Raw genomic sequence first — 26,204 nt, forward strand, 5'->3', positions numbered from 1 at the left:
CGGTCGCCGGATACGGGAGGGGGAGGGAGAGGTGTTGGTGCCTGGGGGCTTCTCAGGGGGCGGAGCCCCCTTAGCGGGGGGCCGTTGGGGGCAGCGCCCCCCGACACGACCTCTCGGCGGCAGCCGGGAACGACGGGGGCGTGCCCCCACAACGCAACGCACCCCGCGAAGGGGGTAGCCGAAGGGGCCAGGGGGCGTGCCCCCACGGAGCCAGGCCATCCGCGGAGGGGGACTGACCTCGCGAAGACGCCCCCCGCGAAGGGAGCCGCAGCGGGCCGTCAGGCCGTCACGTCGCGGCTGGTGAAGGCGGCCCACGCCGCCGAGCCGAAGACCGCCGTGTAGAGGCCCTGCAGGCCCAGGTTCTTCAGGATGTCGTCCCAGTAGACGGGGTCCCGCAGCAGGTCGGCGAAGCTGAGCCAGTAGTGCGGGAACAGGTACGGATGGAACGCGTCCAGCTGCGGGATGGCGTTGAGGATCTGGACCGTGATCAGCAGCCCGACCGTGGTGGCCATGGCGGCGATACCGCTGTTGGTGAGGGACGACACGAACAGTCCGAGTGCCGCCAGGCCGAGCAGGCTGGCGGCGACCAGCGCGGCGATGGCCCCCGCGCGCAGCAGCCCCTCCGCGAAGGAGACCGCGGTTCCGGACAGCAGCGTGACCTCTCCGGTGGGGAAGAGCAGCGCTCCGGTCACCAGCGCGGCGACCGCCACCGTCACCGTCGCCGCCAGGCAGAAGGCCACCACCGTGGTCAGCTTCGCCAGCAGCAGCCGGGTGCGGCCCGCCGGGGCGACCAGCAGGTAGCGCAGGGTACCCGCGCCTGCCTCTCCGGCCACCGCGTCCCCGGCCACCACACCGACCGCCATCGGCAGGAAGAACGGCAGCGTGGCGGCCAGCGAGGTGAAGACCAGGAACAGCCCGTTGTTGGTCACCTGGGAGATGAAGGCCGGGCCCTCTCCGCCGCTGGACCCGATCGACCCGCCGTCGCTGGTCTCGACCTTCACCGCGATCCCGACCAGCACCGGGACGGCCGCCAGCACGCCCAGCAGGGCCAGGGTGCGCCAGCGCCGGAAGGTGACCAGCAGTTCGCTGCGGAACAGCCCCAGCAGCCACAGCGGCGACACCCGCGGAGCGGGGTGCGGCCCCGCCGCGGGAGGTGTGGCCTGCGGCGGGTCGTACACCGGCTCAGCCCGCGACATCGAAGCCCTCCCCGGTGAGTGAGACGAACACGTCCTCCAGCGACGCCTGCCGTACCCCGAAGGCCCGGACCCGTACTCCGGCCCGGACGAGGGCGGTGTTCAGCTCCGCGGGGTCGCCCGGCGGCGGATCACCGCTCAGCTCCTCCCCCGCGGTGCTCAGGTCGGACACCCCGTGCTCCTTCAGCACCCGTGCGGCCTCACCAGGGTCCGGGGTCGTGACGGTCAGCCGGCCGCGGGCGCCTGCCGCCATCTCCGCGACGGTCCCCTGGGTGACCAGCCGGCCGTGGTGCATGACGGCCGTGTGGGTACACACCTGTTCGATCTCGTCCAGCAGGTGGGAGGAGAGGAAGACCGTGCTGCCGTCCTCCGCCAACTGCCGGACCAGTGAGCGGATCTCCCGCATGCCCTGCGGGTCGAGCCCGTTGGTCGGCTCGTCCAGGACGAGCAGCTCGCGCGGCTGCAGCAGTGCGGCGGCCAGCCCCAGGCGCTGTTTCATGCCCAGCGAGTAGGCCCGCGCCTTCTTCGCGGCGGCCCCCGAGAGCCCCACCCGCTCCAGGGCCCGGTCCACCCGGGACGCGCGGGTGCGCGGGTCCGCGGTGGGGTCGGCGGCGTCGTACCGCAGCAGATTCGCCCGCCCAGAGAGGAAGCCGTAGAGCGCGGGACCCTCGATCAGGGCGCCCACCCGGGGCAGCACCCGCCGTCCGGAGCCGGGCATCGGTTCGCCGAGCAGATGTGCGGCTCCGCCGGTGGGCTCGATCAGGCCGAGCAGCATCCGGATGGTGGTGGTCTTGCCCGAGCCGTTGGGCCCGAGGAAGCCGAAGACGCTGCCGCGCGGGACGGACAGGTCGAGCGCGTCGACGGCGAGCTGGCCACCCCGGTAGCGCTTGGTGAGTCCCTGGGTAGCGATCACCGCACCGGTGTTCCGCGCCACGGCGGTCTGCTCGGCCATAGGCCCCTTTCCCTGCCCTTCCTCGTCGTGCCCCGGCCGGTCGCCCGGTCACTCGTGCCCGCCTGACGCCCGTCGCGCCGATGCCGCCGGTTGTCCGACGGGCGCCGGCCGCGCCGGTGGTTCACCGGGCGGCCGGCGCAACCGGCGCGGCAGGCACCGCGAGCCGCGGGGAGCCCGCTACTCGGCGGCCACGTGCTCGTCGGCGGCCTTGACCAGACCCTCCTTGGTGACGGCCCCGACGTAGACCTGGCCGTCCTCGGTCATCAGGGCGTTCACCAGGCGGGTGCTGAAGACCCGTCCGGTACCGAAGTCGCCCTTCACCTTGTCGGTGAAGTTGTCCAGCAGCTCGTCGGCGCGCTCGTCGTCGCCGGACTTCCCGCCACCCGGCCCACCGGGCATCCCGCTGTCGAACGTGGCGACCTTGCCCCAGTCGCCCGCCGACCCGCCCAGGAGCTCCAGACCGGGCAGTCCGCCGCGGCCGTTCGGAGCCCGCCGGTCGCCGTCCGCCTTCCGGTGCGGCTTCGCCTCGGTGACCTTGGCGTCCTTGGGCGGCCGGAAGGTGAAGCTGCTCGCGTCCGGCTTCCCGAAGTCCACCTTGGTGTAGGCCACGTCGATCGCGGGATCGCCGCCCTTCTTCGGGTCGACGGTGAACCTGAGCGGCAGCCCCTTGTCCGCGTCCACCGCTATGCGGACCGACTCGATGGTGGAGTGGTTCGCGCCCTTGGGCTTGACGACCAGTTGGTAGGCGTCCCGCCCGGCGACCTTCGCCGTCCCGTCGACGGCCACCGAGGTGGACGAGTCGAGGTTCTTCAGCAGTTGCTTCGCGGCCTTCTGCGGGGTGACCGCGTCCGGGCCGGGCGACCCTCCGTGCTTCCCCGCGGGCCCGGCGTCCTCGGGTGCCTCGGCGTGCCAGGCCGCGTTGCTGCCGCTGTCGTAGGCCCACAGGTCCCGTCCGCTGTGCACCATGCTGTACTCGGCGGCGTCCTCCATGATCGAGACGCGCTGCCGGTCGGGGCCGTCGGCTGCGAAGCGCAGGAGATGCTCCCCCGAGGCCAGCTCGGACAGCTTCTTCCCGGGAGAGGCGTCCGGCTGCCCGGCCTTGCCCTCCGCGCCGTCGTCGGCACCGGAGCCGCCACTCCCGCCGCCGCTGCCACCGGGCAGCGAGGGCAGGCCGAGATCGGTCTTCACCCGGACGGTGCCGGACAGCTGGTCGACATCGGACGCGGCCACCTTGGCGACCAGTTCCTCCGCCGTGATCTCCGGCAGATCGGGATCGCCCGAACTGGCGAGCGCGGGTACCAGGCCGACGGTCGCGGCGGCGACCCCGGCGACGGCGACCGGTACGCCGTACCGCACCGCCCTGCGCCGGGGCTTCCTCGGTTGGATCTGTGCCATCTGTCTGTCCTACCTCCGTGTCGGCGGCGGCTCCATAGGTCGCACTCGTCCACCCCTTGCCGCCATTCTCACCCGAATCGGTGCGGGGTGGTGCTTCCATGGCACCAAATCCTGGGCTCCACCGCGTCAGCCGTCGGAGGCACATTCCACTACTCCCCCGGGATGACCGTGCTCCGCCTCCGGGTTGGTGCCGCACGGGACCGACTCAGGGTCGAATACGCGCTGATGCCCGGAACCGACGCGGAGCCGGGATCCCGGATGCCGAGCGGGGCACGAGCGGCGTGGAGCCGGGCCCACTGACGGGGAGTCGGCAAACCGGGCAGGTCGGACAGGCCCCGGCGGGGGCGTCAGCCCGCCCGGTCCACCACGGCCGTGCACAGCCCGGCCAGGGCGGCCTTGGCGGCGTTGTCGGGCAGCGGGGCGAGCATCTCGCGGGCCTCGTCGGCGTACCGGACGGTCGCCCGGCGGGCCTGCTCCAGCGCGGGGTGGACGCGCAGCGCGGCCAGTGCCTCGGCGAGCCGCCCGTCGTCACCGAGGTCCCCGTCGAGCAGCGCGCACAGTTCGCGGTCCTCGCGGGTCCCCTCCGGGCTCGCCGCACGCGCGCGCAGGTACAGCACCGGCAGCGTGGGGATGCCCTCCCGCAGATCGGTGCCGGGCGTCTTGCCGGACTCGTGCTCGTCGCTGGCGATGTCGAGGACGTCGTCGGCGAGCTGGAAGGCGACGCCGACGCGCTCCCCGTACTGGGTGAGCACCGAGACGGTCCGCTCGTCGGCACCGGACATCATGGCGCCGAAGCGCCCGGCGACGGCGATCAGCGAGCCGGTCTTGCCCGCGATCACGTCGAGGTAGTGGTCGATGGCGTCGTGGCCGTCGGCGGGCCCCGCCGTCTCCATGATCTGACCGGTCACGAGCCGTTCGAACGCCTGGGCCTGGACCCGGACGGCCTCGGGGCCGAGGTCGGCCAGTATGTGCGAGGCGCGGGAGAAGAGGAAGTCACCGGTCAGGACGGCGACGGAGTTGTCCCAGTTGGCATTGGCGCTGGGCACCCCGCGCCGTACGTCGGCCTCGTCCATCACGTCGTCGTGGTAGAGCGTGGCGAGGTGGGTCAGTTCGACGACGACGGCGGCGGGCACCACCCCGGGCGCATGCGGATCGCCGAACTGGGCCCCCAGCATGACCAGCAGTGGCCGGAAGCGCTTGCCACCGGCCCGCACCAGGTGCTGCGCCGCTTCCGTTATGAAGGCGACATCGCTCTTGGTGGCCTCCATGAGGCCCTCATCGACGGCCGCCAACCCGGCCAGGACGTCTGCTTCGACAGCCTGGTCCCGCACGCTCAGCCCGAAGGGCCCGACGACGGTCACGAGGGGTACTCCTGTCTGCGTACGTGGAACGAACGGGTCCGGATGTGCGGCACCGGTCGGGCGCCGCCTCCGGCAGGTGGCTGCACCCGCCCGGCGTTCCCGGTGCCGCGGTCTTCCTGGTGTGCGGTGTCCTTCACGTTCTCTCGGCCGGATGCCACTGTCGGCCAGGTGCACCCTCCCGTGGCAGCGTAGCCGGTCACATAACGATCACGGTCGGCGCCTGCCCAGCAGAACACTCCTGACACGCCATGCCGGTATATACCGGATCAGGGGCACGTCCCGCATCAGACGCGTTCCGCGCGGGACGCCGCGGCGCGATCGGGCCGATCTTTCGCGGAAACGGGTAGGGCCAGGGCAGGCACCGGGCACATAGCCTGACCCCCATGAGTGACAGTGCCCTTTTCGGCCCGGACAACCTTCCGTACGGCCTCTTCAGCACCCCGGACCGGCCCGGCCACCGCCGGATCGGCGTCCGGTTCGGCGACGACGTGCTCGACCTGGGCGCCGCGGCCGCCGCGTTCGGCTCCGCCCACGCCGAGGTGCTGCGAGCGCCCTCGCTCAACCCGCTGCTGGCGCTGGGCCGGCCCGGTTGGCAGGAGGTGCGGGCGCAGCTCCGCGCGTGGCTGACCGAGGACGCGCACCGCGAGACCGCGGCCCGCCATCTGCTGCCGCTCTCCGAGGTGCGGCTCCACCTGCCGTTCGAGGTCGCCGACTACGTCGACTTCTACGCCAGCGAACACCACGCCACCAACGTCGGCCGGATCTTCCGCCCGGACGGCGACGCCCTCACCCCCAACTGGAAGCACCTGCCCATCGGTTACCACGGACGCGCCGGGACGGTCGTCGTCTCCGGGACGCCCGTGGTGCGCCCGCAGGGCCAGCGCAAGCCCCCGAACGAGCCGCTCCCCGTCTTCGGCCCCTCGCGGCGGCTGGACATCGAGGCGGAGGTCGGCTTCGTCGTCGGCACCCCGAGCCCGCTGGGCACCCCGGTGGGGATGGCGGGATTCCGCGACCACGTGTTCGGTGTGACGCTGCTGAACGACTGGTCCGCACGTGACCTGCAGGCCTGGGAGTACGTACCGCTGGGCCCCTTCCTGGGCAAGTCGTTCGCCACCTCCGTCTCGCCCTGGATCACCCCGCTGGACGCGCTGGACGCCGCACGGGTGACACCCCCGCGGCGCGACGCCCCGCTGCTGCCCTACCTGGACGACGGGGCCGACGGGATCGAGCCGGGCGGATTCGATCTGCGGATCACCGTGCGGCTCAACGGCCACGTGATCGCCGAGCCGCCGTTCTCCACCATGTACTGGACCGCGGCGCAGCAGCTCGCGCACATGACGGTGAACGGGGCCTCCCTGCGGACCGGCGACCTCTACGCGTCCGGCACCGTGAGCGGCCCGGAGCCCGCGCAGCGCGGCTCCCTGCTGGAGCTGACCTGGGGTGGGCGCGAGCCGCTGGAGCTGCCCGACGGGAAGCGGGCCTTCCTGGAGGACGGCGACGAGGTGGTGCTCACCGCCTGGGCCCCCGGCCCGGAGGGCACCCGCGTCGGCCTGGGCGAGGTCAGCGGGCGGGTGGAACCCGCCGCCGAGGCCGGCTGAGCCACCCGGCTGGGGGGGGGGGGGGGGGGGGGGGGGGGGGGGGCGGGGGCGCGGCGGGGCGGGGCGCGGCCGCCCCCCCGCGCGCGGCGCCGCCCGCCCCCCGCGGCCCCCCCCCCCCCCCCCCCCCCCCCCCCCCCCCCCCCCGGCTGCGCATGCCCTCACTCCGGAGGTCCGCCGGCCAGCGCCGCCAGCACCCCTTCCCCGTACGTCGCCAGCTTCTTCTCCCCGACACCGGTGATCTCGCCGAGTTCGCCCAGGGTTCCGGGACGCCGCACCGCGATCTCGCGCAGGGTCGCGTCGTGGAAGACGACGTAGGCGGGGACGCCCTGCTCCCGCGCCTGCTCGGCCCGCCAGCCGCGGAGGGCCTCGAACAGCGGTACGGCCTCCTCGGGCAGCTCGGCGGCCACCGCCGCCTTGCCCGAGGAGCCGCCGCCCGACCGGCTCCCGGCGGACCCGGCCGTGCGGGACCGGGCCGGAGCCGGGTCCTTGCGCATCCGCACCTCCCGCTCGGCGCGCAGCACGGTGGCGCTCGCGTCGGTGAGCACCACCGTGCCGTGCTCACCCTCGATCTCCAGCAGCCCCTGGGCGATCAACTGCCGGATGACGCTGCGCCATTCGCCCTCGGCCAGCTCGGTGCCGATGCCGAAGACCGACAGCCCGTCGTGGTCGAACTGGATGACCTTGGCCGTCCTGCGGCCCAGCAGGATGTCCACGAGCTGGCCGGAGCCGAACTTCTGGCCGCGCTCCCGCTTGAGCCGGACGACGGTGGAGAGCACCTTCTGCGCGGGCACCGTGCCGTCCCACGACTCGGGCGGGGACAGGCAGGTGTCGCAGTTGCCGCAGGACAGCTCGGCGGCGCCCTCGGCCGGCTCCTGGCCGAAGTACGCGAGGAGCTGACCGCGCCGGCAGCGGACCGTCTCGCACAGCGAGAGCATCGCGTCCAGATGCGTCCGCGCCCGGCGCTGGAAGGCCGGATCGCCCTCACCGTTCTCGATCAGCTTGCGCTGCTGGACGACGTCCTGGAGGCCGTAGGCGAGCCAGGCGTGCGAGGGCAGCCCGTCGCGCCCGGCCCGGCCCGTCTCCTGGTAGTAGCCCTCGACCGACTTGGGCAGATCCAGGTGTGCGACGAACCGCACATCGGGCTTGTCGATCCCCATCCCGAAGGCGATCGTGGCCACCACGACCAGCCCGTCCTCGCGCAGGAAGCGGGCCTGGTGCGCGGCGCGGGTGCCCCCGTCCAGTCCCGCGTGGTAGGGCACCGCCTCGACGCCGTTGGCGCACAGGAACTCGGCGGTGCGCTCGACCGCGTTCCGCGACAGGCAGTAGACGATGCCCGCGTCGCCCTCGTGCTCCTCCTTGAGGAAGCGCAGCAGCTGTTTCCTGGGGTCGCGCTTGGGCACGACGCGGTACTGGATGTTGGGCCGGTCGAAGCTGGCGACGAAGTCGCGCGCCGCCGGGAGCCCGAGCCGCTGGACGATCTCCTGGTGGGTGGCGCGGGTGGCGGTGGCGGTCAGCGCGATGCGCGGCACGTCGGGCCAGCGCTCGCCGAGCATCGACAGGTTCAGATAGTCGGGCCGGAAATCGTGACCCCATTGGGCGACGCAGTGTGCTTCGTCGATCGCGAAGACGGACACCTCGGCGCGCTCCAGCAGCGCCGTCGTGGTCTCCAGCCGCAGCCGCTCGGGGGCGAGGTAGAGCAGGTCGAGCTCGCCCGCCAGGAACTCGGCCTCCACCACCCGGCGCTGGTCGAGGTCGAGCGTGGAGTTGAGGAACCCGGCACGGACGCCCAGCGCCTTCAGCGCGTCCACCTGGTCCTGCATCAGGGCGATGAGCGGCGAGATCACCACTCCCGTACCCCGTCTGACCAGGGCGGGGATCTGGTAGCACAGGGATTTGCCGCCACCGGTCGGCATCAGCACCACCGCGTCGCCGCCCGCGACGACGTGGTCGATGACGGCTTCCTGCTGTCCGCGGAAGGCGTCGTAGCCGAAGACCTTGCGCAGCACCCGCAGCGCCGCCGTCTCGGACGTCCCACCCGGCCTCTCGGCACTCTCCTGAAGCATGCCCGCCACGATAAGCCGGACGGCTGACATCCGGTGCCCGCTCCTGGGGAGAGCCGCTGCCGGAGACCACCGACCTTTGTCGTGCGCCTGCCAATTCAGTCACCGTCCGGCGCCCGCGGCACCCCGCACCGCCCCGGCAGCCCGGACCGCGCGGGGCACCCCCTGAAGAGCGTCCCTCAGGGATCGCGCGGCGAGAGCAGATGCACCGACTCCTGCTCGCGGGGATCGGTGCGGGCCACCACCACGGTCACCGGCTCCTCGCCGGTGACCGGCATGTGCGGCATGTTCGCGGGCACGTAGACCATGTCGCCCGGGTGGAGGGTGTCCCGGTGCGAGAGGTCCTCCCCGTGCCAGATCTCATGCGCACCGCTGACGACGTATATGGCCGACTCGTGGCCCGCGTGCAGATGGGGCTCCCCGCGGGAGTTGGCCGGGATGTGCAGGACGTGCAGACACAGCCCCTTGGCCCCCACCGACTCGGCTGACACCCCCTCGGTGAAGACGCCGCCCTGCTTCCCCTCGTAACCGCCGTTCTCCCGGCGGAGAATCACACAACCCATGACTGGAATTCCTACCGTTTCAGCGCGCTTGTTGTCACCGACAACCTCACAAGAAGCCGCCAGAGGCCCGGTCGCGGGTCTCTGGCGGCATCTCCCCGGTCGGCTCGTACGACCGGTGCTACGACATGGAACGGCGAACCGTACGGGGCCGCCGCGCGGTCGCTCCTCCGCTCACCGCACGAACACCCCCGCCTGCCCCGCCAGATCCAGGAAGTACTGCGGTGCCACCCCCAGCACGACCGTGACCACGACACCGAGCGCGATCGCCGAGGTCGTCATGACACTCGGCACCGCCACACTCGGCCCGTCGGCCCGCGGCTCGCTGAAGAACATCAGCACGATGACCCGCAGATAGAAGAAGGCCGCGATGGCCGAGGCGATCACACCGACCACCACCAGCGCACCCGCGCCGCCCTCGGCCGCCGCCTTGAACACCGCGAACTTCCCCGCGAAACCGGAGGTGAGCGGAATACCCGCGAACGCCAGCAGGAAGACCGCGAAGACCGCAGCCAGCAGCGGCGAACGCCGCCCCAGCCCCGCCCACTTGGACAGGTGCGTCGCCTCGCCGCCCGCGTCCCGCACCAGCGTGACCACCGCGAAGGCGCCCAGCGTCACGAAGGAGTAGGCGGCCAGGTAGAACAGCACCGAGGAGATGCCGTCCTCCGAGGTGGCGATGACACCCGCCAGCAGGAAGCCCGCGTGCGCGATCGAGGAGTAGGCCAGCAGCCGCTTGATGTCCGTCTGGGTGATGGCGACCACGGCACCGCCGAGCATCGTCAGGATCGCCACGCCCCACATCACCGGACGCCAGTCCCAGCGCAGCCCCGGCAGCACCACGTACAGCAGCCGCAGCAGCGCGCCGAACGCCGCCACCTTGGTGGCCGCCGCCATGAACCCGGTCACCGGCGTCGGCGCGCCCTGATACACGTCCGGGGTCCACATGTGGAAGGGAACGGCACCGACCTTGAACAGCAGGCCCATCACCACCAGCGCACTGCCGATCAGCAGCAGCGCGTCGTTGCCCGTGGTGTCCGCCAGCACGGGGTCGCTGACCGCGTCGGTCCCGGCCACCACACGGGCGAGGGAGGAGTAGTTGACGGTGCCCGCGTACCCGTACAGCAGCGCGGTGCCGAACAGCAGGAACGCCGAGGAGAACGCACCCAGCAGGAAGTACTTGACCGCCGCCTCCTGGGACAGCAGCCGCCTGCGGCGGGCCAGCGCGCACAGCAGGTAGAGCGGGAGGGAGAAGACCTCCAGCGCAATGAAGAGGGTCAGCAGATCGTTCGCCGCCGGGAACAGCAGCATGCCGCCGACCGCGAACATCAGCAGCGGGAAGACCTCGGTGGTCGTCCAGCCCGCCTTGACCGCCTGCTGCTCCCCCTCGCCGCCGGGCACCGAGGCGGGCTGCGCCGCGAAGGAGTCCACCCGGCTGCCGTGCGCGGCCGGCTCCAGCTTGCGCTCGGCGAAGGTGAAGACGCCCACGATCCCCACCAGGAGCAGCGTGCCCTGGAGGAAGAGCGCAGGGCCGTCGACGGCCAGCGCGCCCATCCCGGCGATCTGCGCCTTCGTGGTGGCCGCGCCGCTCGCCGCCAGCCCGATGACGGCGGCGAACGCGGCGGCCAGTCCGGCCAGCGCGACGAACAACTGGGCGCTGTAGCGGCCCCGGCGCGGCGCGAACGCGTCGATCAGGACGCCGAGGGCGGCCGCGCCCAGAACGATCAGCACCGGGGAGAGCTTGCCGTACTCGATGCTCGGGGCCTGCAGCGTGTCGCCCGCGCCCGCCGCGACCGTCCACAGGCTGGGGACATCGGACGCCGCGGACGCACCGCCCGCCGACGCCGCGTCTGTCATACCGATCACTCGTGGTCACCTCCGCCGTGTCCGGCCGGCTTGTAGTCGAACCACGCCGAGGGATCAGTGTGGTCGGCCACGGGATGCTGCGGCTCGGGGTCCTTCTTCTGTACATCCGAGAGGGTGTGCTCCACCGCGGGGTTGACGATCTCGGTGAGCGGCTTGGGGAAGACACCGAGGAAGAGCAGCAGTCCGACCAGCGGCGCCACCACGGCCAGCTCCCGCACCTTCAGGTCCGGCATCTTCTCGATCTCGGGTTTGCGCACCGGGCCGGTCATGGTGCGCTGGTAGAGCACCAGCACGTACAGCGCGGCCAGGACGATGCCCGCGGTGGCGATGATCCCGGCCACCGGGTAGCGGCTGAAGGTGCCCACCAGCACCAGGAACTCGCTGACGAAGGGCGCCAGACCGGGCAGCGAGAGCGTCGCCAGCCCGCCCACCAGGAAGGTGCCCGCCAGCACCGGGGCGACTTTCTGCACTCCGCCGTAGTCCGCGATCAGGCGCGAGCCGCGGCGCGAGATGAGGAACCCGGCGACCAGCATCAGCGCGGCCGTCGAGATGCCGTGGAAGACCATGTAGAGCGTGGCGCCGCCCTGGCCCTGGCTGGTCATCGCGAAGACGCCCAGGATGATGAAGCCGAAGTGCGAGATGGAGGCGTAGGCGATCAGCCGCTTCATGTCCCGCTGTCCGACCGCGAGCAGCGCCCCGTACAGCACGCTCACCAGCGCCAGGCCGAGCACCACGGGGGTGGCCCACTCGCTGGCGTTCGGGAACAGGCCCAGGCAGAAGCGGAGCATAGCGAAGGTGCCGACCTTGTCGACGACGGCGGTGATGAGCACCGCGACCGGTGCCGTGGCCTCGCCCATCGCGTTCGGCAGCCAGGTGTGCAGCGGCCACAGCGGGGCCTTGACGGCGAACGCGGCGAAGAAGCCGAGGAACAGCAGCCGCTCGGTCGTCGTCGAGATCGTCAGATCGCCACTGGCCCGCGCCTTCAGCAGCTCCGGCAGCGAGAAGGTGCCCTCGCCCAGGCTGTCCGCGCTGACGACGAACAGCCCGATGACGGCGGCCAGCATCACCAGCCCGCCCGCCAGGTTGTAGAGCAGGAACTTCACCGCCGCGTACGAGCGCTGCTTGGCGCCCTCCTCCTCACCGGCCGCGTGCGCCCGGTCCCCGAAGCCGCCGATGAGGAAGTACATCGGGATGAGCATCGCTTCGAAGAAGATGTAGAAGAGGAAGACGTCGGTGGCCGCGAACGAGACCAGCACCATCGCCTCGACGGCGAGGATCAGCGCGAAGAAGCCCTGGGTGGGCCGCCAGCGGCTGTTCTCCCGCTCCTCGACCTGGTCGGCGTCGTGCCAGCCGGCGCCGATGACGAACGGCACCAGCAGCGCCGTCAGCGCCATCAGCGCGGCGCCGATCCCGTCGACGCCCAGTTCGTAGCGGACCCCGAAGTCGGAGATCCAGGCGTGCGACTCGGTCAGTTGGTAGCGGGCGCCGTCCGGGTCGAAGCGGGCCAGCACCACGCCCGAGAGCACCAGCGTGGCCAGCGAGACGGCCAGCGCCAGCCACTTGGCGGCGGTGCGCCGGGCCGCCGGAACGGCCGCCGTGGCGACGGCCCCGACGGCGGGCAGCGCTGCCGTGACCGTCAGCAGGGGAAATGACATAACTCAGACCGCCCTCATCAGCAGGGTCGCGGCGATCAGCACAGCCGCGCCGCCGAACATCGAGACCGCGTAGGAGCGGGCGAACCCGTTCTGGAGCCGCCGCAGCCGTCCGGAGAGACCGCCGAAGCCGGCGGCCGTGCCGTTGACGGCGCCGTCGACGACCTTGTTGTCGACGTAGACCAGGCTGCGGGTCAGATGCGTACCGCCGCTGACCAGCACCACATGGTTGAAGTCGTCCTGCAGCAGGTCCCGGCGGGCCGCGCGAGTGAGCAGGCTGCCGCGCGGGGCGAGGGCGGGGACCGGCTTGCGCCCGTACTGGAACCAGGCCACGCCCACGCCCAGGACGAGCGAGACGATCGTCGAGGCCGTCACCGCGGTGGCCGAGACCGGGGAGTGCCCGTGCTCGAACGCCGTCACCGGCTCCAGCCAGTCCACGAACGCGTCGCCCGCCTTGAAGAGACCGCCCGCGAAGACGGAGCCGAAGGCCAGCACGATCATCGGGATCGTCATGATCTTCGGGGACTCGTGCGGGTGCGGCTCGCGGCCCTCGGCGTCCGGCTGCCAGCGCTTCTCGCCGAAGAAGGTCATCAGCATCACGCGCGTCATGTAGTACGCGGTGAGCGCCGCGCCCAGCAGGGTGACCGCGCCCAGGATCCAGCCCTCGGTGCCGCCCTTGCCGAACGCGGCCTCGATGATCTGGTCCTTGGAGAAGAACCCGGACAGGCCCGGGAAGCCGATGATGGCCAGATAGCCCAGCCCGAACGTCACGAAGGTGACCGGCATGTGCGTGCGCAGTCCGCCGTAGCGCCGCATGTCGACCTCGTCGTTCATGCCGTGCATCACCGAACCGGCCCCCAGGAAGAGCCCGGCCTTGAAGAAGCCGTGGGTGACCAGGTGCATGATGGCGAACGCGTAGCCGATCGGCCCCAGCCCGGCGGCCAGGATCATGTAGCCGATCTGCGACATGGTCGAGCCGGCCAGCGCCTTCTTGATGTCGTCCTTGGCGCAACCGACGATCGCACCGAAGAGCAGCGTGACGCCGCCGACGACGACCACCACCAGTTGCGCGTCCGGGGCGGCGTTGAAGATGGCACCGGACCGGGTGATCAGGTAGACGCCGGCGGTCACCATCGTCGCGGCGTGGATGAGCGCGGAGACCGGGGTCGGGCCCTCCATCGCGTCGCCCAGCCAGGACTGGAGCGGCACCTGCGCGGACTTGCCGCAGGCCGCCAGCAGCAGCGTCAGCCCGATCGCGGTGAGCGTGCCCTCGCCCGCCTCCCCGGTGGAGGAGAGGACCGGCGCGAAGGCGAAGCTGCCGAAGGTGGTGAACATCAGGAAGATCGCGACGGCCAGCCCGGCGTCACCGACCCGGTTGACCAGGAACGCCTTCTTCGCCGCGGTGGCCGCGCTCGGCTTGTGCTGCCAGAACCCGATCAGCAGATACGAGGCGAGCCCCACACCCTCCCAGCCGACGTACAGCAGCAGGAAGTTGTCGGCCAGCACGAGCAGCAGCATCGCCGCCAGGAACAGGTTGAGGTAGCCGAAGAAGCGCCGCCGCCCCGGGTCGTGCTCCATGTAGCCGACCGAGTAGATGTGGATGAGCGTGCCCACGCCGGTGATCAGCAGGACGAACGTCATCGACAACTGGTCGAGCTGGAAGGCCACATCGGCCTGGAAGCCCTCCACCGGCACCCAGGAGAACAGCTTGCTGTGCATGGCCCGGTCCTCGGCGCCCTTCCCCAGCATGGAGAGGAACAGCGCCGCGCCGATCGCGAAGGACGCGGCGGCCAGCAGTGTGCCCAGCCAGTGCCCTCCGCGGTCCAGGCGCCGCCCGCCGCACAGCAGCACGGCGGCGCCGAGCAGGGGCACCCCGACGAGCAGTCCGATCATTGACTCCACTGGTTCGTACCCCTTAAAGCTTCATGAGGCTGGCATCGTCGACCGAGGCCGAGTGGCGGGCGCGGTAGAGCATGACGATGATCGCCAGCCCGACCACGACCTCGGCGGCGGCGACGACCATGACGAAGAACGCCATGATCTGGCCGTCGAGGTTGCCGTGCATCCGGGAGAAGGCGACCAGCGTGAGGTTGGCGGCGTTCAGCATCAGCTCGATGCACATGAACACCACGATGGCGTTGCGCCGGATGAGAACTCCGGCGGCGCCGATGGTGAACAGCAGCGCCGCGAGATAGACGTAGTTGATCGGGCTCACTTGGCGGCCTCCTCGCGCTCGGTCCCGGCCGCGTCCTCCGGCTCGGACGGCTGCCCGTTCCGTGCGGCCTCCTCCTCGCCCGCCGTCTCCCGTTCCAGGGCGCGTTCGCCCGGGTCCTTGGGGCCGGGGTAGGTGGGGCGGCCCTGGTACTCGGCGGTGCGCTGCTCGATGGCGGCGAGCCGGGCCAGCTGCTCGGAGCTGACCTCGCGGATCTGACCGCGGCTGCGCAGGGTGGGGCTGACGCTCAGCTCGGCGGGCGAGCCGTCGGGCAGCAGCGCCGGGCGGTCGACCGCGTTGTGCCGGGCGTAGACGCCGGGCGCGGGCAGCGGCGGCAGTTGCGTGCCGCCGCGCACCCGCTCGATCGCCTGCTCGCGCTGGGACTTGCTCTTCTCCACCCGCTCCCGGTGGGTGAGCAGCGTGGCGCCGACCGCGGCGACGGTCAGCAGCGCCCCGACGACCTCGAAGGCGACGACGTACTTGGTGAACAGCAGCGAGGCCAGCGCCGGGACGTTGCCCTGCGCGTTCGCCGCCGCCAGGCCGTTGAAGCCGCCGACCGAGACCTGCCCGATCCCGGTGATCAGCAGCGTGCCGAGCCCCAGGCCACAGAGGGCCGCCATCCAGCGCTGGCCCTTGAGGGTCTCCTTGAGGGAGTCGGCTGCGCTGACCCCGACGAGCATCAGGACGAACAGGAACAGCATCATGACCGCGCCGGTGTAGACGACGATCTGTACGACGCCGAGGAAGTAGGCGCCGTTGGCCAGGTAGAACAGCGCCAGGATGATCATGGTGCCGGCCAGGCAGAGCGCGCTGTGCACGGCCCGGCGCAGCAGCACGGTGCCGAGCCCGCCCAGCAGGGCGACCGTGCCCAGCACCCAGAACTGGACGGCCTCGCCGGTGGAGGTGGCGGCGGTGGCCGCGAGCGGGGTCATCGTTCACCCTCCCCGCTGGCGGTCACGGTGCCCCCGGTCATCTCGCCGTGCGGCGCCGCGTCGAAGGTGGCGTCCCCCGCGGCGGCCGGTTCGTCGGCCCCGAAGGTGTCGGCGGACTCCTGCGGCACCCCGGTGTCGGTGACGGTCTGCCGCACCGTCCCGGGCGCCGCCTCGGTGACCAGTCCGCGGTAGTAGTCCTTCTCCGTGGTGCCGGGGTGGATCGCGTGCGGCGAGTCGACCATGCCGTCCTCCAGGCCGGCGAGCAGCTCCTCCTTGGTGTAGATGAGGGACTCGCGGCTGTCGTCGGCCAGTTCGTACTCGTTCGTCATGGTCAGCGCCCGGGTGGGGCACGCCTCGACGCACAGACCGCACAGGATGCAGCGCAGATAGTTGATCTGGTAGACGCGGCCGTAGCGCTCGCCGGGCGAGTAGCGCTCCTCCTCGGTGTTGTCGGCCCCCTCGACGTAGATCGCGTCGGCGGGGCAGGCCCAGGCGCACAGCTCGCAGCCGACGCACTTCTCCAGCCCGTCCGGATGCCGGTTGAGCTGGTGGCGGCCGTGGAAGCGGGGCGCCGTGGGCTTCTTGTACTCGGGGTACTGCTCGGTCAGCCGCTTCTTGAACATGTCCGTGAAGGTCACGCCGAAGCCGGCCACGGGGTTCTCAGGCACCGTCAGCCCCCTTGCTCTCGGTGGTTGCGTCAGTAGCGGTGGTCGTCCCGCCCGTCTGGGCTCCGACCGGCTCCGGCTCCCGGCCGCGTTCGGCACGCGAGGGGCGCCGCGGCACCGGCGGCAGCGTCTGCCCCGGCAGCGGTGGTACGGGATAGCCGCCCGCCATCGGGTCGAACGGCTTGTCGGGGACGGCCGCCTCGTCCTGCTCCTCCTCCGCGCCGCCGCGGAAGAAGTCCACGACGAAGGTGATCAGCAGCAGCGCCAGGGCGGTCCCCGCGACCCAGTAGACGACCTCGCTGTAGTCCCAGCCCTCGTTGCGCATGGCGCGGACGGTGGCCACGAGCATCAGCCACACCACTGCGACCGGGATCAGCACCTTCCAGCCGAGCTTCATGAACTGGTCGTAGCGCACCCGGGGCAGCGTGCCGCGGATCCAGATGAAGACGAAGATCAGCACCATGAGCTTGGCGGTGAACCACAGGATCGGCCACCAGCCGTGGTTGGCGCCCGCCCACCAGGTGGAGATCGGCGCCGGGGCGCGCCAGCCGCCCAGGAAGAGGGTGACCGCGAGCGCGGAGACCGTCACCACGTGGATGTACTCGGTCAGCATGAACATCGCGAACTTGATCGAGCTGTACTCGGTCTGGAAGCCCGCGACCAGGTCGCCCTCGGACTCCGGCATGTCGAAGGGCGCCCGGTGCGCCTCACCCACCATCGAGACCAGGTAGATCAGGAAGGAGACCGGCAGCAGATAGGCGAACCAGCCGTTCGCCTGCTCGCCGACGATCGTCGAGGTGGACATCGAACCGGAGTAGAGGAAGACCGCGGCGAAGCTGAGCCCCATCGCGATCTCGTAGCTGATGATCTGGGCCGTGGCCCGGACCCCGCCCAGCAGCGGATACGTCGAGCCGGACGACCAGCCCGCCAGCACCACGCCGTAGGAGGCGATGGAGGCGGTCGCCAGGATGAACAGGACGGCCACCGGCATATCGGTGAGCTGCATCGGCGTACGGTGGCCGAAGATCGAGATCTCGTTGTCCGCGGGCCCGAACGGGATGACCCCGATCGCCAGGAAGGCCGGCACGGCACCGATCACCGGTGCCAGCAGATAGACCAGCTTGTCGCTGCCCTTGACGATGATGTCTTCCTTGAGCATCAGTTTCACGCCGTCGGCGAGCGACTGGAGCATGCCCCAGGGGCCGTGCCGGTTGGGGCCGACGCGCAACTGCATCCAGCCGACGATCTTCCGCTCGAAGACGATGGAGATCAGCACCGTCAGCATCAGGAACGCGAAGCAGAAGACGGCCTTCAGGGCGACCAGCCAGAACGGGTCCGTGCCGAACATCGACAGGTCCTCGGCGGCCAGCCGCGGCATTCCGGCGAACGGATCCTGCGGACTCAGCGTCGCGGCGCTCATGCGCCCACCTCCTGCGTGTTCTCCCGCTCGGCGGCGTCGGCCGGAGCGATCCGCACCACGTCACCGGGGAGCGCCCCGGTGTCGGCCGGGACACCGGAGCCGACCGAGTTGAGCGGCAGCCACACGACCCGGTCGGGCATCCCGGTCACCTGGACCGGCAGCCGCACCGCACCGCGCGGACCGCTGACCGACAGCAGGTCGCCGTCCCGGACGCCGACCTCCTCGGCGGTCGCCGCGGACAGCCGGGCGAGCGCCGCGTGCCGGGTACCGGCCAGCGCCTCGTCGCCCTCCTGCAGCCGACCCTGGTCGAGCAGCAGCCGGTGCCCGGAGAGCACCGCCTCGCCGGTGCGCGGCTGCGGCACGCTGCGCGTCGCGGGGGCCGCTCCGGCAGTGCCCGCACCGCCGGAGCGGTGTCCGAGCCGGTCGAGTTCGCCGCGCACCGTGCGCACGTCCGGCAGTCCGAGGTGCACGTCGAGCGCGTCCGCGAGCATGTGCAGCACCCGGGCGTCAGGCTGTGCGTGCCGGCGGGTCATCTGGTCGGGCTTGAGCGCCGCCTCGAACAGCCGCAGCCTGCCCTCCCAGTTGAGGAAGGTGCCGGACTTCTCCGCCACCGCCGACACCGGCAGCACCACATCGGCCAGCTCGGTCACCGCACCGGGCCGCAGCTCCAGGCTGACCAGGAAGTCCACGGCCTCCAGCGCCTGCCGGGCCCGGACCGGGTCGGGCAGATCCTCGACCCCGACCCCGCCGACGACCAGCGCGGACAGCTCGCCCTCGGCGGCGGCCTCGACGATCTGCGCGGTGTCGCGGCCCGGCTGCGCGGGCAGCTCGGCGACCCCCCAGGCGCGGGCGACCTCCGCACGCGCCTCCTCGCTCTCGACCGGCCGGGCCCCGGGCAGCAGCCCCGGCAGGCAGCCCGCCTCGACCGCGCCCCGCTCACCCGCCCGGCGCGGCACCCACACCAGCGTGGCGTTGGTGGCGGCCGCGGTGCGGACGGCGGCGGTGAGAGCGCCCGGCACGGTGGCCAGCCGCTCCCCGACCAGGATCAGCGAACCCTCGCCGCGCAGCGCCTCGGCCGCCGCGGCGCCCTCCTCGTCCAGCCCGACGCCGCCCGCGAGCGCGTCCAGCCACTCGGTCTCGGTGCCGGGCGCGGCGGGCAGCAGGGTGCCGCCCGCCTTCTCCAGTCCGCGGGTGGCGTGGCTCGCCAGCGCGAAGGTGCGCTGCCCGTGCTTGCGCCAGGCTTTGCGCAGCCGCAGGAAGACGCCGGGCGCCTCCTCCTCCGCCTCGAGTCCGGCCAGCAGGACCGCGGGCGCGGCCTCCAGCGCCGTGTAGCTGACCCCGGTGCCGTCCAGATCCCGGCCGCGGCCCGCCACCTGGGCGGCGAGGAAGGCGGCTTCCTCGGCCGAGTGCGGCCGGGCGCGGAAGTCGATGTCGTTGGTGCGCAGCGCCACCCGGGCGAACTTCGCGTAGGCGTAGGCGTCCTCGACGGTGACCCGGCCGCCGGTCAGCACCCCGGCCCGGCCCCGGGCCCCGGCCAGCCCGCGGGCCGCGGCCGCCAGCGCCTCCGGCCAGCTCGCGGGGGCCAGTTCCCCGTCGGCGCCGCGCACCAGCGGGGTGTGCAGCCGGTCGGGGCGCTGCGCGTAGCGGAACGCGAAGCGGCCCTTGTCGCACAGCCACTCCTCGTTGACCTCCGGGTCGTTCTCGGCCAGCCGCCGCATGACCTTGCCGCGCCGGTGGTCGTGCCGGACGGCGCAGCCACCCGCGCAGTGCTCGCAGACCCCGGGCGAGGAGACCAGGTCGAAGGGGCGGGAGCGGAACCGGTAGGCGGCCGAGGTGAGCGCGCCGACCGGGCAGATCTGGATGGTGTTCCCGGAGAAGTAGGACTGGAAGGGCTCGTCCTCGCCGGTGCCGACCTGCTGCAGGGCGCCGCGCTCCAGCAGCTCGATCATCGGGTCGCCCGCGACCTGGTTGGAGAAGCGGGTGCAGCGCGCGCACAGCACGCAGCGCTCGCGGTCCAGCAGCACCTGGGTGGAGACGGCGACGGGCTTGGCGAAGGTGCGCTTGCGCCCCTCGAACCGGGAGTCGGCCTGGCCGTGTGACATCGCCTGGTTCTGCAGCGGGCACTCGCCGCCCTTGTCGCAGACGGGGCAGTCCAGCGGGTGGTTGATGAGCAGCAGCTCCATCACCCCGTGCTGGGCCTTGCTCGCCACCTCGGAGGTGAGGTGCGTCCGGACGACCATGCCGTCGGTGCACTGGATGGTGCAGGACGCCATCGGCTTGCGCTGGCCCTCCACCTCCACGATGCACTGCCGGCAGGCTCCGGCGGGGTCGAGCAGCGGGTGGTCGCAGAAGCGGGGGATCTCGATGCCGAGCTGCTCGGCGGCGCGGATCACCAGGGTGCCCTTGGGGACGGAGATCTGGGCGCCGTCGATGGTCAGCGACACGAGGTCTTCGGGCGGCGGGGCGACCTCCCCTCCCCCTCCGGAGGCAGCAGGAGTGGTGACGGTCACGCGTTCACCTCCAGGTGAGCGGAGCTGGGGTCGTCGCCCCACACGGTGGACTTCTCGGGGTCGAAGGGGCAGCCGCGGCCCGCGAGGTGGGCTTCGTACTCGTCGCGGAAGTACTGCAGCGAGGAGAAGATCGGGGAGGCCGCTCCGTCGCCGAGGGCGCAGAAGGACTTGCCGTTGATGTTGTCGGCGATGTCGGCGATCTTGTCCAGGTCGGCCCGGCCCGCCTTGCCCGCCTCGATGTCGCGGAGCAGCTGGACGAGCCAGTAGGTGCCCTCCCGGCAGGGGGTGCACTTGCCGCAGGACTCGTGCGCGTAGAACTCGGTCCAGCGGGTGACGGCCCGCACCACGCAGGTGGTCTCGTCGAAGCACTGGAGCGCCTTGGTGCCGAGCATGGAACCGGCGCCGCCGACGCCCTCGTAGTCGAGGGGCACGTCCAGGTGCTCGTCGGTGAGCATCGGGGTGGAGGAGCCGCCGGGGGTCCAGAACTTCAGCCGGTGCCCGGGCCGCATGCCGCCGCTCATGTCCAGCAGCTGGCGCAGGGTGATGCCCAGCGGCGCCTCGTACTGGCCGGGGCGGGCGACATGCCCGCTGAGCGAGTAGAGGGTGAAGCCGGGGGACTTCTCGCTGCCGAACGAGCGGAACCAGTCCTTGCCTCGGTCCACGAGTGCGGGAACCGAGGCGATGGATTCGACGTTGTTCACCACGGTGGGGCAGGCGTACAGACCGGCGACGGCCGGGAAGGGGGGACGCAGCCGGGGCTGGCCGCGGCGGCCTTCGAGCGAGTCGAGGAGCGCGGTCTCCTCACCGCAGATGTAGGCGCCGGCTCCCGCGTGCACGGTGAGCTCCAGGTCCTTGCCCGGGCCCAGCGCGTCCGGGCCGAGGTAGCCCGCCTCGCGCGCCTCCCGCACGGCCAGGTGCAGCCGGCGCAGCACGGGCACGACCTCGCCCCGCAGATAGATGAAGGCGTGGTGGGAGCGGATCGCGTGGCAGGCGATCACGATGCCCTCGATCAGCGAGTGCGGGTTGGCGAACAGCAGCGGGATGTCCTTGCAGGTGCCCGGCTCGGATTCGTCGGCGTTGACGACGAGGTAGTGCGGCTTGCCGTCGCCCTGCGGGATGAACTGCCACTTCATCCCGGTCGGGAAGCCTGCGCCGCCGCGGCCGCGCAGGCCCGCGTCCTTGACGTAGGCGATCAGGTCGTCGGGGTCCATGGCCAGCGCCTTGGGCAGCGCCCGGTAGCCGCCGTGCCGCCGGTAGCCGGCCAGCGTGTAGGAGTCCGACTCGTCCCAGTGCGCGGACAGCACCGGGGTGAGCAGCTTCTGCGGATCGGCCGCGCCGCCGCCCGGCTGGGGGGAGGCCCCGTCCTGGCCGCCGTCGTGAGTCACTGCCGTCACTTCCCCTCCTCGTCGGATGCCGCCTCGCGGGGGGCGACGACGCCCGGGGTGCTCTCGCCCGTGGCCAGCCGCAGCCCGGCCAGCGAGGCGGAACCCGCGCTGCCGGACGCCTCCACCGCGCCGGGCCGCTCGTCGGGGAAGCCGGCCAGCACCCGCGCGGTCTGCTTGAAGGTGCACAGCGGGGCACCGCGGGTGGGGGTGACCTCGTGGCCGGCGCGCAGGTCGTCGACGAGGGCGCGGGCGCTGTCGGGGGTCTGGTTGTCGAAGAACTCCCAGTTGACCATCACGACCGGGGCGAAGTCGCAGGCCGCGTTGCACTCGATGTGCTCCAGCGTGACCTTGCCGTCCTCGGTGGTCTCCCCCTCGCCCACCCCCAGGTGTTCGCGCAGCGCGGCGTGGATGGCGTCGCCGCCCATGACCGCGCACAGGGTGTTGGTGCACACCCCGACCTGGTAGTCGCCGGACGCCTTGCGCCGGTACATGGAGTAGAAGGTGGCGACCGCGTTGACCTCGGCCGTGGTCAGCTCCAGCACCTCGGCGCAGAAGCGCTGTCCGGTGCGGGTGACATGCCCCTCCTCGGACTGCACCAGATGCAGCAGCGGCAGCAGCGCGGAGCGGCTGTCCGGGTAGCGGGCGACGATCTCGCGCGCGTCCGCCTCCAGCCGCTCGCGTACCTCGGCGGGGTAGTCGGGCGCGGGCATCTCGGGGATGCCCATCTCGATGCTGGTCACCGGTCGACGCCTCCCATCACGGGGTCGAGGGACGCGACGGCGACGATGACGTCGGCCACCTGGCCGCCCTCGCACATCGCCGCCATGGACTGCAGATTGGTGAAGGAGGGGTCGCGGAAGTGCACCCGGTAGGGGCGGGTGCCGCCGTCGCTGACGACGTGCACGCCCAGCTCCCCCTTGGGCGACTCGACGGCCGCGTACGTCTCGCCCGGCGGCACCCGGAAGCCCTCGGTCACCAGCTTGAAGTGGTGGATCAGCGCCTCCATCGAGGTGCCCATGATGTTCTTGATGTGGTCGAGCGAGTTGCCCAGCCCGTCGGGGCCGAGGGCGAGCTGCGCGGGCCAGGCGATCTTCTTGTCGGCGACCATGACCGGGCCCGGCTCCAGCCGGTCCACGCACTGCTCGATGATCCGCAGCGACTGGCGCATCTCCTCCAGCCGCAGCAGGAACCTCCCGTAGGAGTCGCAGGTGTCGACGGTCGGGACCTCGAAGTCGTAGGTCTCGTAGCCGCAGTAGGGCTGCGCCTTGCGCAGGTCGTGCGGCAGCCCGGCGGAGCGCAGGATCGGGCCGGTGGCGCCGAGCGCCATGCAGCCGGCCAGGTCGAGGTAGCCGATGTCCTTCAGCCGGGCCTTGAAGACCGGGTTGCCGGTGGCGAGCGCGTCGTACTCCGGCAGGTTCTTGCGCATCTTCTTGAGGAACTCGCGCAGCGCGTCCACGGTCCCGGGCGGGATGTCCTGGGAGAGCCCGCCGGGGCGGATGTAGGCGTGATTCATCCGCAACCCGGTGATCAGCTCGTACAGGTCCAGGACCAGCTCCCGGTCCCGGAACCCGAAGATCATGACCGTGGTCGCGCCCAGCTCCATGCCGCCGGTGGCGATGGCGACCAGGTGCGAGGAGAGCCGGTTGAGCTCCATCAGCAGCACCCGGATGACGTTGGCACGGTCGGGCACCTCGTCCTCGATGCCCAGCAGCCGTTCCACGCCCAGGCAGTACGCCGTCTCGTTGAAGAACGGCGTCAGATAGTCCATGCGCGTGACGAACGTGGTGCCCTGCGTCCAGGTCCGGTACTCGAGGTTCTTCTCGATGCCGGTGTGCAGGTAGCCGATGCCGCAGCGGGCCTCGGTGACCGTCTCGCCGTCGATCTCCAGGATCAGCCGGAGCACCCCGTGCGTGGACGGGTGCTGGGGACCCATGTTGACGATGATCCGCTCGTCGTCGCTCTTGGCGGCGTACGCGGCCAGCTCGTCCCAGTCCCCTCCGGTGACGTCGTAGACGGTGCCTTCGGTGGTCTCCCGAATGCCTGCGGGTGCGTGGGTTGTAGAGGACATTTAGCTGTACGACCTCCGCTGGTCAGGAGCGGGAATCTGGGCGCCCTTGTACTCGACGGGGATACCGCCGAGCGGATAGTCCTTGCGCTGCGGGAAGCCCTGCCAGTCGTCCGGCATCAGGATCCGGGTCAGCGCCGGATGACCGTCGAAGATCAGACCGAAGAAGTCGTAGGTCTCGCGCTCGTGCCAGTCGTTCGTCGGATAGATGTCGACGGTCGAGGGGATGTGCGGATCCGCGTCCGGCGCGGTGACCTCCATGCGGATCAGCCGGTTGTGGGTGATCGAGCGCAGGTGGTAGACGGCGTGCAGTTCGCGCCCCGCGTCGTCCGGGTAGTGGACGCCGCTGACGCCGGTGCACAGCTCGAAGCGGAGCGCCGGGTCGTCCCGCAGGATGCGGGCCGTACGCGACAGGTAGGCGCGGGCGACGTGGAAGGTCAGCTCGCCACGGTCCACCACCGTCCGCTCGATGACCTGCTCCGGGTCCAGCCCCTGCTCCTCCAGTGCACCCTCCAGCTCGTCGGCGACCTCGTCGAACCAGCCGCCGTAGGGCCGGGAGCTGCCGCCGGGCAGCCGCACGGTGCGCACCAGTCCGCCGTAGCCGGAGGTGTCCCCGCCGTTGCGGGCGCCGAACATCCCGCGGCGCACCGCGATGACCTCGCCGGTGTCCCCCGGCGGGACGGGCAGCGACTCCTCGGCGCGCTGGGCCGGATCGTTCTCGAAGGGCGCCTTGGGACGCTTCTCCTCGCTCATGCCCGCCCCCCGCTCGCTTCTCCGCCCAGGCGGCACACTTCCCGCCCCGTCCTCGCCTGCGGCCCGGCAGCCGCCTGTGCGTCGCTCACGCCGCCACCCCGCTCGCTTCTCCGCCCAGGCGGCACACTTCCCGCCTCGTCCTCGCCTGCGGCCCGGCAGCCGCCTGTGCGTCGCTCACCGGAGCAGCCCCTTCATCTCGATCGTCGGTACCGCCTTCAGCGCCGCCTCCTCGGCCTCGCGGGCCGCTTCCTGCTGGTTGACGCCGAGCTTCGAGTGCAGGATCTTCTCGTGCAGCTTGAGAATGGAATCGAGCAGCATTTCGGGGCGCGGTGGGCAGCCGGGCAGATAGATGTCGACGGGCACGATGTGGTCGACGCCCTGCACGATGGCGTAGTTGTTGAACATTCCGCCGGACGAGGCGCACACCCCCATGGAGATGACCCATTTGGGGTTCGGCATCTGGTCGTAGACCTGGCGCAGCACCGGTGCCATCTTCTGGCTGACCCGGCCCGCCACGATCATCAGGTCGGCCTGGCGCGGCGAGCCGCGGAAGACCTCCATGCCGAACCGGGCGAGGTCGTAGCGTCCGGCGCCGGTCGTCATCATCTCGATGGCGCAGCAGGCGAGCCCGAACGTCGCCGGGAACATGGATGATTTACGTGCCGCCCCGGCCATCTTCTCGACCGTGGTGAGCAGAAAACCGCTCGGCAGTTTCTCTTCAAGTCCCATTGCTTATCTCCTGCCCCTAGTCCCATTCCAGGCCGCCGCGCCGCCAGTCATAGGCGTACGCGATACCGATGAGGGCGACGAAGACCAGCATTTCGACGAGCCCGAACATCCCGAGTGAGTCGAAATGCACGGCCCACGGGTAGAGGAAGACGATTTCGATGTCGAAGATGATGAAGAGCATCGCCGTCAGGTAGTACTTCACCGGGAAGCGGCCGCCTCCGGCCGGCTGCGGCGTCGGCTCGATGCCGCACTCGTACGCCTCCAGCTTTGCCCGGTTGTAGCGCTTGGGGCCGACGATCGACGCCGCGACCACGGAGAACACCGTGAACGCGGCCGCGATCGCTCCCAGTACGAGGATTGGTGTGTAGACGTTCACCGCTCCCGTCTCCTTCCAGGCGTCGACTCTGACTGCCGGCAGACCGCTGGGCCGCTGTGCACCCCCACGAAGATCGCTCCTATGTGAGGCAGTTCACAAGCCCTGTTCGCAGGCATCTTAAGCCCGCCCCTCTGTGATCTGCGACACGGGTGCCGCCAACTGGTTTGTGATCTCCACCACCTGACGCCCGATCATCCGATCGGATCGGCGTCAATCTTCATACGCAAAGCCCATGGATGATCACCTGAGGTGACATTCGAGCGTGCTCACAGCCGTCGGAGGCGGGTCGCTGTACCAAGCACTTGACTGCAGAGGCAAATTCGCGCTGGACGGTTTCACCTGCTATGCGCGAACCACTGGTGATCGTGCACTCGTGAAGCCCGGCACAAGCGGTGAGACCCACGCGCGACCCGGCCGAGTCCCGCCCGTGACCGAACAGGATGGGCGATAGGCACCCAACATCCCATTTGCACCAAGAGTTGGTTTCACCCTCCGGTCGGGAATGTGAGCTGCGCCACGCGCG

Annotated in this window: 21 protein-coding genes; 1 reads left to right on the plus strand and 20 read right to left on the minus strand. The window is 71.4% G+C overall.

Annotated features, from left to right (window positions below; genetic code table 11):
* Positions 1 to 278: 278 nt before the first annotated feature.
* From ACFYNS_RS19990 to ACFYNS_RS20005, 4 genes are all read right to left on the minus strand, one after another.
* Entirely contained in the window at positions 279 to 1,196 is a 918-nt protein-coding gene (locus ACFYNS_RS19990) for an ABC transporter permease (protein WP_388604235.1), read from the minus strand.
* Positions 1,183 to 2,145, minus strand: a complete 963-nt coding sequence (locus ACFYNS_RS19995) for an ATP-binding cassette domain-containing protein (RefSeq protein WP_388604237.1) — start codon at positions 2,143 to 2,145, stop codon at positions 1,183 to 1,185. Before ACFYNS_RS19995 ends, ACFYNS_RS19990 begins: the two co-directional genes overlap by 14 nt.
* Positions 2,146 to 2,322: 177 nt before the next feature.
* Entirely contained in the window at positions 2,323 to 3,540 is a 1,218-nt protein-coding gene (locus tag ACFYNS_RS20000) for an outer membrane lipoprotein carrier protein LolA (RefSeq protein WP_388604239.1), read from the minus strand.
* A 347-nt stretch (positions 3,541 to 3,887) separates the two neighbouring features.
* Positions 3,888 to 4,901: a polyprenyl synthetase family protein gene (locus tag ACFYNS_RS20005; RefSeq protein WP_360303264.1), complete on the minus strand. Its 1,014-nt coding sequence runs from the start codon at positions 4,899 to 4,901 to the stop codon at positions 3,888 to 3,890.
* A gap of 383 nt (positions 4,902 to 5,284) precedes the next feature.
* Between ACFYNS_RS20005 and fahA the strand changes: the two genes are divergently transcribed.
* Complete coding sequence (gene fahA, locus ACFYNS_RS20010) at positions 5,285 to 6,499, plus strand: fumarylacetoacetase (protein ID WP_388604241.1); 1,215 nt, start codon at positions 5,285 to 5,287, stop codon at positions 6,497 to 6,499.
* Between the two features lie 158 nt (positions 6,500 to 6,657).
* Here the strand turns inward: fahA and recQ are convergent, their stop codons facing one another.
* From recQ to ACFYNS_RS20090, 16 genes are all read right to left on the minus strand, one after another.
* Complete coding sequence (gene recQ / locus ACFYNS_RS20015) at positions 6,658 to 8,562, minus strand: DNA helicase RecQ (RefSeq protein ID WP_388604243.1); 1,905 nt, start codon at positions 8,560 to 8,562, stop codon at positions 6,658 to 6,660.
* Positions 8,563 to 8,738: 176 nt separating this feature from the next.
* Positions 8,739 to 9,122, minus strand: a complete 384-nt coding sequence (locus ACFYNS_RS20020; protein WP_026004235.1) for a cupin domain-containing protein — start codon at positions 9,120 to 9,122, stop codon at positions 8,739 to 8,741.
* A gap of 171 nt (positions 9,123 to 9,293) precedes the next feature.
* Entirely contained in the window at positions 9,294 to 10,973 is a 1,680-nt protein-coding gene (gene nuoN / locus ACFYNS_RS20025; protein ID WP_360293734.1) for an NADH-quinone oxidoreductase subunit NuoN, read from the minus strand.
* Between the two features lie 5 nt (positions 10,974 to 10,978).
* Positions 10,979 to 12,637, minus strand: a complete 1,659-nt coding sequence (locus ACFYNS_RS20030; RefSeq protein WP_360293681.1) for an NADH-quinone oxidoreductase subunit M — start codon at positions 12,635 to 12,637, stop codon at positions 10,979 to 10,981.
* 3 nt (positions 12,638 to 12,640) lie between these two features.
* Entirely contained in the window at positions 12,641 to 14,536 is a 1,896-nt protein-coding gene (gene nuoL / locus ACFYNS_RS20035) for an NADH-quinone oxidoreductase subunit L (RefSeq protein ID WP_360293684.1), read from the minus strand.
* 13 nt (positions 14,537 to 14,549) lie between these two features.
* On the minus strand, positions 14,550 to 14,849 hold the full coding sequence (gene nuoK, locus ACFYNS_RS20040) for an NADH-quinone oxidoreductase subunit NuoK (RefSeq protein WP_019354175.1): 300 nt from the start codon (positions 14,847 to 14,849) through the stop codon (positions 14,550 to 14,552).
* The gene (locus tag ACFYNS_RS20045; protein WP_360293687.1) at positions 14,846 to 15,778 is read right to left on the minus strand and encodes an NADH-quinone oxidoreductase subunit J; all 933 of its coding nucleotides are present in this window, start codon (positions 15,776 to 15,778) and stop codon (positions 14,846 to 14,848) included. Before ACFYNS_RS20045 ends, nuoK begins: the two co-directional genes overlap by 4 nt.
* On the minus strand, positions 15,775 to 16,401 hold the full coding sequence (gene nuoI / locus ACFYNS_RS20050; RefSeq protein WP_388604299.1) for an NADH-quinone oxidoreductase subunit NuoI: 627 nt from the start codon (positions 16,399 to 16,401) through the stop codon (positions 15,775 to 15,777). Before nuoI ends, ACFYNS_RS20045 begins: the two co-directional genes overlap by 4 nt.
* A gap of 37 nt (positions 16,402 to 16,438) precedes the next feature.
* Positions 16,439 to 17,863, minus strand: a complete 1,425-nt coding sequence (gene nuoH / locus ACFYNS_RS20055; protein WP_388604246.1) for an NADH-quinone oxidoreductase subunit NuoH — start codon at positions 17,861 to 17,863, stop codon at positions 16,439 to 16,441.
* A complete protein-coding gene (locus ACFYNS_RS20060; protein WP_388604248.1) occupies positions 17,860 to 20,373 on the minus strand; it encodes an NADH-quinone oxidoreductase subunit G in 2,514 nt (837 codons plus the stop codon). Before ACFYNS_RS20060 ends, nuoH begins: the two co-directional genes overlap by 4 nt.
* Positions 20,370 to 21,758: an NADH-quinone oxidoreductase subunit NuoF gene (gene nuoF, locus ACFYNS_RS20065; RefSeq protein ID WP_360293737.1), complete on the minus strand. Its 1,389-nt coding sequence runs from the start codon at positions 21,756 to 21,758 to the stop codon at positions 20,370 to 20,372. Before nuoF ends, ACFYNS_RS20060 begins: the two co-directional genes overlap by 4 nt.
* Positions 21,759 to 21,763: 5 nt before the next feature.
* Positions 21,764 to 22,483 (minus strand): NADH-quinone oxidoreductase subunit NuoE, encoded by a 720-nt coding sequence (nuoE, locus tag ACFYNS_RS20070; RefSeq protein WP_388604302.1) that lies wholly within the window; start codon positions 22,481 to 22,483, stop codon positions 21,764 to 21,766.
* A gap of 11 nt (positions 22,484 to 22,494) precedes the next feature.
* Positions 22,495 to 23,826 carry an NADH-quinone oxidoreductase subunit D gene (locus ACFYNS_RS20075; RefSeq protein ID WP_388604250.1) on the minus strand — a complete coding sequence of 444 codons (1,332 nt, stop codon included), beginning with the start codon at positions 23,824 to 23,826 and terminating at the stop codon, positions 22,495 to 22,497.
* Positions 23,827 to 24,576 (minus strand): NADH-quinone oxidoreductase subunit C, encoded by a 750-nt coding sequence (locus ACFYNS_RS20080; RefSeq protein WP_360293703.1) that lies wholly within the window; start codon positions 24,574 to 24,576, stop codon positions 23,827 to 23,829. It lies immediately after the preceding gene.
* A gap of 174 nt (positions 24,577 to 24,750) precedes the next feature.
* Complete coding sequence (locus ACFYNS_RS20085; RefSeq protein WP_026004232.1) at positions 24,751 to 25,305, minus strand: NADH-quinone oxidoreductase subunit B family protein; 555 nt, start codon at positions 25,303 to 25,305, stop codon at positions 24,751 to 24,753.
* A 16-nt stretch (positions 25,306 to 25,321) separates the two neighbouring features.
* On the minus strand, positions 25,322 to 25,681 hold the full coding sequence (locus ACFYNS_RS20090) for an NADH-quinone oxidoreductase subunit A (protein WP_075003489.1): 360 nt from the start codon (positions 25,679 to 25,681) through the stop codon (positions 25,322 to 25,324).
* Positions 25,682 to 26,204 lie beyond the last annotated feature (523 nt).

This window comes from Streptomyces sp. NPDC006925 (assembly GCF_042869575.1).
In the GTDB taxonomy this organism is placed as follows: Bacteria; Actinomycetota; Actinomycetes; order Streptomycetales; family Streptomycetaceae; genus Streptomyces.

Coding starts and splice junctions, on each gene's coding strand:
- ACFYNS_RS20020 (WP_026004235.1), bottom strand. CDS start 9,122: ATGGGTTGTGTGATTCTCCGCCGGGAGAACGGCGGTTACGAGGGGAAG.
- nuoN (WP_360293734.1), bottom strand. CDS start 10,973: ATGACAGACGCGGCGTCGGCGGGCGGTGCGTCCGCGGCGTCCGATGTC.
- nuoE (WP_388604302.1), bottom strand. CDS start 22,483: ATGGGCATCCCCGAGATGCCCGCGCCCGACTACCCCGCCGAGGTACGC.
- ACFYNS_RS20075 (WP_388604250.1), bottom strand. CDS start 23,826: ATGTCCTCTACAACCCACGCACCCGCAGGCATTCGGGAGACCACCGAA.
- ACFYNS_RS20030 (WP_360293681.1), bottom strand. CDS start 12,637: ATGTCATTTCCCCTGCTGACGGTCACGGCAGCGCTGCCCGCCGTCGGG.
- ACFYNS_RS20000 (WP_388604239.1), bottom strand. CDS start 3,540: ATGGCACAGATCCAACCGAGGAAGCCCCGGCGCAGGGCGGTGCGGTAC.
- ACFYNS_RS20085 (WP_026004232.1), bottom strand. CDS start 25,305: ATGGGACTTGAAGAGAAACTGCCGAGCGGTTTTCTGCTCACCACGGTC.
- ACFYNS_RS19995 (WP_388604237.1), bottom strand. CDS start 2,145: ATGGCCGAGCAGACCGCCGTGGCGCGGAACACCGGTGCGGTGATCGCT.
- fahA (WP_388604241.1), top strand. CDS start 5,285: ATGAGTGACAGTGCCCTTTTCGGCCCGGACAACCTTCCGTACGGCCTC.
- recQ (WP_388604243.1), bottom strand. CDS start 8,562: ATGCTTCAGGAGAGTGCCGAGAGGCCGGGTGGGACGTCCGAGACGGCG.
- ACFYNS_RS20045 (WP_360293687.1), bottom strand. CDS start 15,778: ATGACCCCGCTCGCGGCCACCGCCGCCACCTCCACCGGCGAGGCCGTC.
- nuoH (WP_388604246.1), bottom strand. CDS start 17,863: ATGAGCGCCGCGACGCTGAGTCCGCAGGATCCGTTCGCCGGAATGCCG.
- ACFYNS_RS20080 (WP_360293703.1), bottom strand. CDS start 24,576: ATGAGCGAGGAGAAGCGTCCCAAGGCGCCCTTCGAGAACGATCCGGCC.
- ACFYNS_RS19990 (WP_388604235.1), bottom strand. CDS start 1,196: ATGTCGCGGGCTGAGCCGGTGTACGACCCGCCGCAGGCCACACCTCCC.
- nuoI (WP_388604299.1), bottom strand. CDS start 16,401: ATGTTCAAGAAGCGGCTGACCGAGCAGTACCCCGAGTACAAGAAGCCC.